This is a genomic window from Kitasatospora sp. NPDC007106 (genome assembly GCF_040634455.1).
In the GTDB taxonomy this organism is placed as follows: domain Bacteria; phylum Actinomycetota; class Actinomycetes; order Streptomycetales; family Streptomycetaceae; genus Kitasatospora; species Kitasatospora arboriphila.
Genome location: NZ_JBEYFP010000222.1, coordinates 1 through 8,898 on the forward strand (window position 1 = coordinate 1; position 8,898 = coordinate 8,898).

8 protein-coding genes and 1 pseudogene are annotated in these 8,898 nt (G+C 73.9%); 7 read left to right on the top strand and 2 right to left on the bottom strand.

Annotation, left to right across the window (positions count from 1 at the left end; genetic code table 11):
• The 7 genes and pseudogenes from ABZ641_RS18500 to ABZ641_RS18530 all read left to right on the top strand — a co-directional run.
• Positions 1 to 901: pseudogene (locus ABZ641_RS18500) on the top strand (hypothetical protein); the annotation flags it as partial.
• A 139-nt stretch (positions 902 to 1,040) separates the two neighbouring features.
• A complete protein-coding gene (locus ABZ641_RS18505; RefSeq protein ID WP_344624041.1) occupies positions 1,041 to 2,048 on the top strand; it encodes an SDR family NAD(P)-dependent oxidoreductase in 1,008 nt (335 codons plus the stop codon).
• A 42-nt stretch (positions 2,049 to 2,090) separates the two neighbouring features.
• Positions 2,091 to 2,804 carry a sugar phosphate nucleotidyltransferase gene (locus ABZ641_RS18510; protein WP_359983066.1) on the top strand — a complete coding sequence of 238 codons (714 nt, stop codon included), beginning with the start codon at positions 2,091 to 2,093 and terminating at the stop codon, positions 2,802 to 2,804.
• Positions 2,805 to 2,807: 3 nt separating this feature from the next.
• Positions 2,808 to 3,740, top strand: coding sequence for an NAD-dependent epimerase/dehydratase (locus tag ABZ641_RS18515; protein ID WP_344624039.1), 933 nt, complete (start codon positions 2,808 to 2,810; stop codon positions 3,738 to 3,740).
• Entirely contained in the window at positions 3,740 to 4,450 is a 711-nt protein-coding gene (locus ABZ641_RS18520) for a spherulation-specific family 4 protein (RefSeq protein WP_344624038.1), read from the top strand. The genes ABZ641_RS18515 and ABZ641_RS18520 overlap by 1 nt, the downstream gene beginning before the upstream one ends.
• Positions 4,447 to 5,397 carry an endo alpha-1,4 polygalactosaminidase gene (locus ABZ641_RS18525; RefSeq protein WP_344624037.1) on the top strand — a complete coding sequence of 317 codons (951 nt, stop codon included), beginning with the start codon at positions 4,447 to 4,449 and terminating at the stop codon, positions 5,395 to 5,397. Before ABZ641_RS18520 ends, ABZ641_RS18525 begins: the two co-directional genes overlap by 4 nt.
• A 127-nt stretch (positions 5,398 to 5,524) precedes the next feature.
• On the top strand, positions 5,525 to 6,385 hold the full coding sequence (locus ABZ641_RS18530; protein WP_344624035.1) for a protocatechuate dioxygenase: 861 nt from the start codon (positions 5,525 to 5,527) through the stop codon (positions 6,383 to 6,385).
• A gap of 32 nt (positions 6,386 to 6,417) precedes the next feature.
• Here the strand turns inward: ABZ641_RS18530 and ABZ641_RS18535 are convergent, their stop codons facing one another.
• Both ABZ641_RS18535 and ABZ641_RS18540 read right to left on the bottom strand, forming a co-directional pair.
• On the bottom strand, positions 6,418 to 7,470 hold the full coding sequence (locus ABZ641_RS18535) for a HEAT repeat domain-containing protein (protein ID WP_359983071.1): 1,053 nt from the start codon (positions 7,468 to 7,470) through the stop codon (positions 6,418 to 6,420).
• 76 nt (positions 7,471 to 7,546) lie between these two features.
• Positions 7,547 to 8,563, bottom strand: coding sequence for an MBL fold metallo-hydrolase (locus tag ABZ641_RS18540; RefSeq protein ID WP_359983073.1), 1,017 nt, complete (start codon positions 8,561 to 8,563; stop codon positions 7,547 to 7,549).
• Positions 8,564 to 8,898: the final 335 nt, after the last annotated feature.

The window sequence follows — 8,898 nt, forward strand, 5'->3', positions numbered from 1 at the left end:
CCTGCTGCGCGGCGGTCTCACCGCCACCGCGCTCGGCACCGGCGCGGCCGCCCTCGCCGGGGCGGACACCGCGGTGCTGCTGTTCGCCGCGGGGCAGTCGCTCTACCTCGCCTCGGCCACCGTGCTACTGGTGACCCGGCGGGCCAAGCGGCTGATGGGCGCGCTCGCACCGACCACCGCCGGTGCGGCCGCCACCCTCGCGGTCGACCTGCCGAACTGGCTGCGGATCGCCGGCCCGGCGCTGTCGCTCCTCCTCGCCGCCGTCTTCGCCGGCATCGAGATCGGGCAGCGGCTCAAGGCCGGCGACAAGACGCCGGAGGCGGGCGTGCCGCTCGCCGACAGCCTGCCGCACGGCCTGTTCGGCCTCGCCGTGGGCGCGCTGGTGATCACCGCCTCGTTCGGCGACCCCTGGCGGCCCGCGGTGCCCGGCGGCGCCTCGGCCGCCGTCGCGCTGACCCTCACCATGGGGCTCGCGGAATGGCTGCTCTTCCGGTTCCGCAGCCGCTCGGTGACGGCGCTGTACACCAGCACCACCGCCGACCAGTTCCGCAACCGCACCGACCGCACGCTCGTCAGGCTCCTCGCGGGCTACCTCGCCGTCCTCGCCGCCCTCGGCACCGGCGCCGCGCTGCTCTGGACGGGCGCCCTGCCCGGCCCGGTGCAGCTCGGCGGACTGCTGCTGCTCGGCGCCCTGCTCTGGACGGCCCTGCTGCTCCAGGTCTTCGGCGCCGTGTGGCCGCCCGCACTGATATGTACCGCGGCCGCCGTCGCGGAGAGCACCGCCGGCGCGCTGGACCCGGCCTGGGCCACCCCGGCCAGGCTGGCCGCCACCGGCCTCGCCGTCGGCGCGCTGGTCCTCGCCGCCCGCGCCAGAACCGGCCGCGTCACCGCGCACAGATGACGCGCACCGCGCACGGCTGACGCGCCACCCGCCCGAACGGGCCCGTGCCGCACCGACGGCACCCACGTACCCCCCACCGCGTGCCCCGTCCAGGGCCCGCGAGGCACACCCACACGTCCACACCACCGGAGGCTCGTCCATGAGCAGCACCACCGCCACCACCGCCGCCGTCACCGGAGCCGAGGGCTTCATCGGCTCGCACCTGGTCGAGAAGCTCGTCGCCGACGGCCACCGCGTCCGCGCGATGGTCCAGTACAACTCCTTCTCCTCGTTCGGCTGGCTGGAGACCCTGGGCCAGGACGTCCTGGACAACGTGGAGATCGTGCTCGGCGACGTCCGCGACCCCGGCTCGGTGACCGGCCTGGTCAAGGGCGCCGACGCGGTGTACCACCTGGCCGCGCTCATCGCGATCCCGTACTCCTACCAGGCCCCGCACTCCTACGTGGAGACCAACGTCACCGGCACCCTCAACGTGCTGGAGGCCGTCCGCCACCTGGAGATCCCGCGCCTGGTGCACACCTCCACCAGCGAGACCTACGGCACCGCGCAGACCGTCCCGATCACCGAGGACCACCCGATCAACACCCAGTCCCCGTACGCGGCCTCCAAGGCCGGCGGCGACCGGCTCGCGGACAGCTACCACGCCAGCTTCGAGACCCCCGTGGTGACGCTCCGTCCGTTCAACACCTTCGGCCCGCGCCAGTCCATGCGCGCCGTCATCCCGACCGTCATCGGCCAGGTCGCGGCGGGGGAGCGCACCATCACCCTCGGCGACCTCCGCCCCACCCGCGACTTCCTCTACGTCAAGGACACCGCCGCCGCGTTCGCGACCGTCGGCACCGCCCCCGCCGAGCAGGTCGTCGGCCGCACCTTCAACGCCGGCACCGGCGGCGAGATCTCCGTCGGAGACCTGGTCACCCTGGTCGGCAAGCTGATGGACGCCGACCTGACGGTCCGTGAGGACACCGACCGCATCCGCCCCGCCGCCTCCGAGGTCATGCGCCTGGTCGCCGACGCCACCCGCCTGCGCGAGGCCACCGGCTGGGCCCCCGCCCACTCCCTGGAGGAGGGCCTGCTGCACACCATCGAGTTCTTCCGCGACCCGGCCAACCTGGCCCGCTACAAGACCGACCTGTACAACGTCTGACCCGCGCCCCGCCACCACCGCACACAGACAAGGAGCACCAGCATGCACGCTGTCATCCTGGCCGGCGGCAAGGGCGTCCGCCTGCGCCCGTACACCACCGCGCTGCCCAAGCCGCTCGTGCCCATCGGCGACCAGCACGCCATCCTCGAGATCGTCATGCGCCAGCTCGTCGCGGCCGGATTCGAGAGCTGCACCCTCGCCATCGGCCACCTCGGCCACATCATCCGCGCGTACGTCGGCGACGGGTCGCAGTGGGGCATCGACGTCTCCTACACCACCGAGGAGACCCCGCTCGGCACCATGGGCCCGCTGCTCACCATGCTCGACACCCTGCCCGAGCACTTCCTCGTCATGAACGGCGACGTCCTCACCGACCTCGCCTACGGCGACGTGCTCAAGCAGCACATCGACGCCGAGGCGCCGCTCACCATCGCCACCTACGCCCGCAAGGTCAACATCGACTTCGGCGTCCTCACCACCGAGGAGGGCCGGGTCACCGAGTTCCGCGAGAAGCCCAGCATGGACTACCACGTCTCGATGGGCGTCTACGGCCTCTCCAAGACCACCCTCACCCGGTACACCCCCGGCAAGCCGCTCGGCTTCGACGACCTCGTCCTCGACCTGCTGGACGCCGGAACCCCGCCGCAGGCCTACGAGTTCAACGGCTACTGGCTGGACATCGGCCGCCCCGACGACTACGACCGGGCCAACGCCGACTTCCGCGAGAACCGCGACCTGCTGCTGCGGGGTGCCTGACCCATGGACGTCCTCGTCCTCGGAGCCACCGGCTTCCTGGGCGGCCACATCGCCGAGCACCTGCGCACCTTCCCCGGTGCGCGGGTGCTCCGCGCCGGCCACTCCGCCGCCGCCGACCTGCGGATCGACCTCGCCAACGAGACCGTCGAGGGCCTCGCCGCACTGCTCGCCGACCTCCGCCCCGCCGCGGTGGTGAACTGCGCCGGCGCCGTCACCGGCGACGCCCTGCTGCAGACCGGCCTCAACGCCCGCGGCCCCGCCGTGCTCGCCGCCGCCCTGCGCGCGGCACTGCCCGGCACCCGGCTCGTCCACCTCGGCTCCGCCGCCGAGTACGGCGCCTGCGAGCACGGCAGCTCGCTCGCCGAGACCGCCGCCCCGCGGCCCGGCGGCCTGTACGGCGCCACCAAGCTCGCCGGCACCCTGGCCGTCGCCGACGCCGCCGCCGAAGGCCAGGACGCCGTGGTGCTGCGGGTGTTCAACCCGATCGGCCCCGGCGCGCCCGGTACCTCGCTGGCCGGCCGGCTCGCCGCCGAGCTCCGCCGGGTCGGCCCCGACGGCACCGTCACCCTCGGCGACCTCTCCGCGCACCGCGACTTCGTGGACGCCCGCGACGTCGCCCGCGCGGTCGGCACCGTGCTCACCGCCGCCCACCCGCTGCCCCCGGTGGTCAACATCGCCGGCGGCGAGGCCCGGCCCGTCCGCGCCGTCGCCGACGCCCTGGTCGCCGCAGCGCGGTTCGCCGGCCGGATCGAGGAGCACGGCGCCGGATCCGAGCGCTCCGCCGCCGTCTCCTGGCAGCAGGCCGACATCTCCACCGCCCGCGCCCTCGGCTGGGAGCCGCGGACCACGCTCGCCGACTCGCTGGCCGACCTCTGGCACGGCCTGAAGGCCGCCGCGGAGGACGGCCCGAACGACAGCCAGGGGCGCGCCGCCTGATGGAGGAGCGACTGCTGGTACCGCTCTACGTGCACCCGGCCGAGGACCCGTCCGCCTGGCGGGCCCTCGTCCGGGCCGCACCGCGCCTGTACGGCGTCGTCGTCAACGCCGCCGACGGCCCCGGCGAGGCACCCGACCCGGTGCTCGCCGAACCCGTCGCCGAACTCCGCGAGGCCGGGGTCCGCATCCTCGGCTACGTCGACACCGGCTACGGCCGCCGCCCGCACGCCGCCGTGGCCGAGGACCTCCAGCGCCACCGCGCCTGGTACGGCACCGACGGCGTCTACTTCGACCAGGCGTGCACCGACCCGGCGTTCCTGCCCTACCAGCGGCGGCTCACCGTCGCCGCCCGCGCCCTGGGCTGCGAGAGCGTCGTCCTCGGCCACGGCACCCACCCCGACCCGGCCTACGCCGACGGCGGGGTTGCCGACCTGCTGGTCACCTTCGAGGGAGACTGGCAGGCGTACGAGGCGGCTCCCGTGCCGCGCTGGACGGCCGACCACCCGCCGGAGCTCTTCTGCCACCTGGTGCACGGCGTGCCGTCCGGCCGGCTGCGCGCCGTCCCCCGCGAGGCCAGGCTGCGCGGCGCCGCCGTCCACTACGCGACACCGGGCGACGGCGACAACCCGTGGCGGACGCTGTCGCCGGCCCTGACACCGGCCCTCGCGGGGCCCGCCCTCACGCCCACCCGGACGGAGACCGACCCATGACCCGCCGCCACCCCGCCGCCCTCGCCGCGGCCGCCCTGCTGCTCACCCTCGCCGGGTGCTCCGGCGGGGGCGGCGACGACGACGGCCCCGACCCGGACGAGCCCACCGCGGCGCCGTCCGGTACGGCGAACCCGGCCCCGTCCGGGTCCGCGAGCGCGAGCGGCACCTCCTCGGCGAGCCCCTCGCCGACCCCGGGCAACGACACGGCCCCCTCCGGCAGTCCGACCGGCGGCCGCCCGACCACGGCCGCCCGCTGGCAGCCCGCCCCGCGCACGGCCTGGCAGTGGCAGCTCGACGGCCGCGTCGACACCGGCGTCGACGTGCCGGTCTACGACATCGACGGCTTCGAGAACGACGCCGCCACGGTCGCCGCGCTGCACGCCAAGGGCCGCAAGGTCATCTGCTACGTCAACGTCGGCGCGTACGAGGACTACCGCTCCGACGCCAAGAGCTTCCCCAAGACCGTCCTCGGCGGGGCGAACGGCTGGAAGGGCGAGTCCTCACTGGACATCCGCCGCACCGACGTCCTGCTCCCGCTGATGGCCAAGCGCTTCGACATGTGCCGCGACAAGGGCTTCGACGGCGTCGAACCGGACCTGGTGGAGAACTACCGCGCCGACACCGGATTCCAGATCAGCGCCGGCGACCAGCTCGCCTACAACAAGGCCATCGCCAAGCTCGCCCACGACCGGGGCCTCGCCGTCGGCCTCAAGAACGACCTCGACCAGATCCCCGCCCTGGTCGGCGACTTCGACTTCGCCGTCAACGAGCAGTGCGCCGAGTTCGACGAGTGCGACGCCCTCAAACCCTTCATCACGGCCGGCAAGGCGGTCTTCCACGTCGAGTACAAGACGCCCAACGCGCAGTACTGCGCCAAGAGCCGCCAGATCGGCCTCAGCTCCATGACCAAGCACCTGGAGCTCGACGCCTGGCGGCAGCCGTGCTGAGCCCTTGATCCCCGCTGGCAGGGCCGGCCCGGCCGGCTCCTGACGGACCCGGCCGGGAAACGGTCTTCTCATGGCCGGTCGAGCGTGTCCACAGCCCGATCTCATCAGGGCGGCCCAGCATCGTGGCATGGACATCGACCACGACGAGGGCCGGCGGGTGAGCCGGCGGACCGCCCTGGCCGGGCTCGGCAGCATCGGGCTCGGCGCGCTGCTCGCCGCCTGCGGCCGGGGCGGCGGCAGCACCACCACGGCCACCGCCTCCGACGGTGCCACCGTCAGCGTCTCGCCGCAGGCCACCGGCACCGCAGACCTGACCGGCCTGTTCGCCGGCGCCAACACCTGTACGCTCGCGCCCTCGACCACCCAGGGCCCGTACTACTTCGACGCCGACAAGGTGCGCTCCGACATCCGCGAGGACCGGCAGGGCTCCCGGCTGCGGCTGGCGATCCGCGTCCAGGACAGCGAGAGCTGCCGGGCCGTGCCCGACGCGGTGGTGGAGATCTGGCACTGCGACGCGGCCGGCCACTACTCGGGCGCCGAGGCACTCTCCACGGGCGGCGGCGGAGCCCCCGGTGGCGCACCGGGCCGCCCCGACGGTAACGGCGGTGGCGGTGGCGGGGGCAGCCAGGCCGACCTCGTCCCGCAGGACGACAAGCGCTACCTGCGCGGCGCCCAGGTCACCGACACCAACGGCATCGTCTCCTTCACCACCATCTGGCCCGGCTGGTACTCCGGCCGCACCGTGCACATCCACGCCATGGTGCACGTGAACGACGAACGCACCCTCACCACCCAGCTGATGATGGACGAGAAGCTCAACTCGGCCGTCCTCGCCGAGCAGCCCTACGCGGCGCACACCGGCCGCGACACCTTCAACGACGGCGACGGCATCTACAAGCCCGCCATGCTGTTGAAGATCACCGAGGACGGCGGCGGCCACCTCGGCGTCATCACCCTCGCCGTCGACCCGGACAAGAACGGCCGGTAGGCCTGCTCTTCCGGATCGTGCCGGGCGCGGCGTCAGACCGCGTAGGCGCCGCGCGGCACGCCCTCGGCGACACCGATCGGTGTCAGCGCGATCACCGGCGTCCCCCGTACCACGGTGCCCGGTCCGATCGTCAGCGGATCGACGCTCAGGGCCGCGGCCACCGCGGGTGCGAGGCCGAACGCCTCCCACCGCCACTCGTCCTCGGCGTCGTCCAGGTCCTCCCGGACGGTGTCGTCCCACGGGACGGGCAGCCCGAGTTCGGCGCGCCGGGCACGCTCGCACTCCAGTGGCTCGCCGAGGGTCCACAGCCGGTCGTCGGGTTCGCCGGCCTCCTTGTAGCGGCGCACCACCGAGCCGTTCTCGGCGACCAGCCAGGCCGAACCGTCGTTCTGTGCGCCGAAGTAGTACGCCTGCGCGCGGCCGTACCGTGCGCTCAGTTCGACGACCTGCCCCCGCACCTGCTCGCCGAGCTCCGGATCGCACGGGTCGCACCACGCGCCGGCCACCAGCGTCCAGCCGTCCAGCTCGGGCGTCACGAACACCCGCCCCACCGGGCTGCCCGGCTCGTCGTCACCGCAGCCGTGGGCGTCCGCGTCCACGATCGCGGTGCCCAGCTCGAAGGTCACCGGCCGCGGCCCGGTCAGCCCGAGGACCTGCATGATCCCCTGCTGGTCACCGCCGGCCACCGCGATCCAGTACAGCCAGCAGGCGGAGAGCGGCTGCGGTCGATCGGCGGTCAGCTTGATCCGGACCAGCCGTTCGACGGCTGCCCGGTCCCGTTCGGACAGCAGCGGTTCGCCGCCGATCTCGGCCAGGGCCGTCAGCGCGGCGGGCCGCAGCCGTCCCGGCCCGGAACGCCGGATCCGCTGCAGCACGGGGACGGCCGGTGCCCCGAGTTCCTCGACCGCAATGCGTGCCAGACACGCCACCCTCCGGTCCGGGTCGCCGAAGAGCCCGAGCAGGGCCGGCAGGGTGTCCAGCTCCGCTGTGCCCCGGGACCGGAGATCGCGCACGGCCCGCTCCCGCACCACCGGATCAGGGTCGGCGAGGGCCGCGGTGCGCGGTTCGGGCGGGGTCTCGGGCACGGCGGCGCTCCTGCCCTTCGAGGCTCGGTCTGAGGACATGATCAGGGGTTCGGTTCGCATCGGTCCGGAGTGCCGGTCAGCCGTCGGTCCGCTGGTGCTGCTCCGGCAGGCTGCTCTCCGGGTGCACCCAGAGCAGCACGTTGCCGGGCCCGCCCCGCTCCCTCTCCGTCCGGAAGAACTCCAGGACCTCGCGATCGGAGTGGCGCAGGCTGAAGTGCGTCAGCACGAACAGCGTCTCCGGGTGCGCCTCGACCACCGGTCGCAGCCGGCTCCACACGGTGTGCCCGACCCGGTCCGCCCGCTCCAGCTCGGCGTCGTCCAGGTAGGTGCACTCGGTGATCACCACCGGGTACTCCAGGAGCCACGGGTTCCGCTCGAAGACGTTCACGTGGGTGTCGCCGAGGTAGGCGAACAGCGGCCGGACGACCTCCCGGTCGACCTCCGCGCCCTCCCTGCGGCGCTGCGCCACGAGCCGCCCGAACTCCGCGCCGCGCCCCTCGGCGAGCAGCGTCCGCCGCAGCTCCTCGTACGCGGGGGAGAGGGCGGTGCGCACCTCGGAGAAGGCGTACCCGACGCAGGGCACCTTGTGCTCGCACTCCACCACCCGGACGCGGTGGCCGCCGCGGCCGAAGGAGAACGTGTCGCCACCCTGCACCCCGTGCAGCCGGTGCCCGGCGAGCGCCGGGTCGTACTCCGGACCGTGGTTCAGCTCGGCCGAGGAGCGCAGGTAGGACTCTACGAAGGGGACGGCCGCGGCGGGCAGGTGGATGTCCACCCCGGAGGCCTTGGCGGCGAGGAAGTCGATGTCCTTGGCGTGGTCGGCGTGGGTGTGGGTCAGGAAGACGGTGTCCGGCTGCCGCCCCTCGCAGAGCCCGGCGTCGAGGCTGCAACGCAGCTCGGGTATGTGGAAGAAGGTCTTGTCGTTGGCCCGCGAGTAGCCGGTGAGGGTCAGCCCGGTGCCGGGGATCCGCCAGGTCTTCCACTGCCGGAAGGGGTGGCCGGCCGTCAGCCGTTCCGGATGGTCGGCCTGCTCCTCGGGACGGTCGGCCTGCTCCTCGGTACGACCGGCCTGCTGTTCGGGCGCCTGCGCCATCGGAAGTCCTCCACGTCGTCCGCGGGGCGGGCGGTGGATCGGCCGCCGTGATCGGGTGCGGCGCCGATCGTAGCGGCCGGTCCCGCGGCGGTCGCCCGAGTTTCCCGGCCGACCGGCGCCGCCCGCCGGGCCGGCCCGTGCGCCTCCGGAGGCGCCTCGGTCGATGCCCGTCCGGTGAGCGCTCTCTGACGATGTGTCGGAGCGAGGGGCGCGGACATCGATCCGTTGACGGAGCATCCTCATGACTCCTTGACACCCCTTGGGGGCGCTCCTATCTTCCCCTGAGAGAGCGCTCTCTCATGCGGTGCCGCCGCCCCACCCGGGCACCGTGCGCT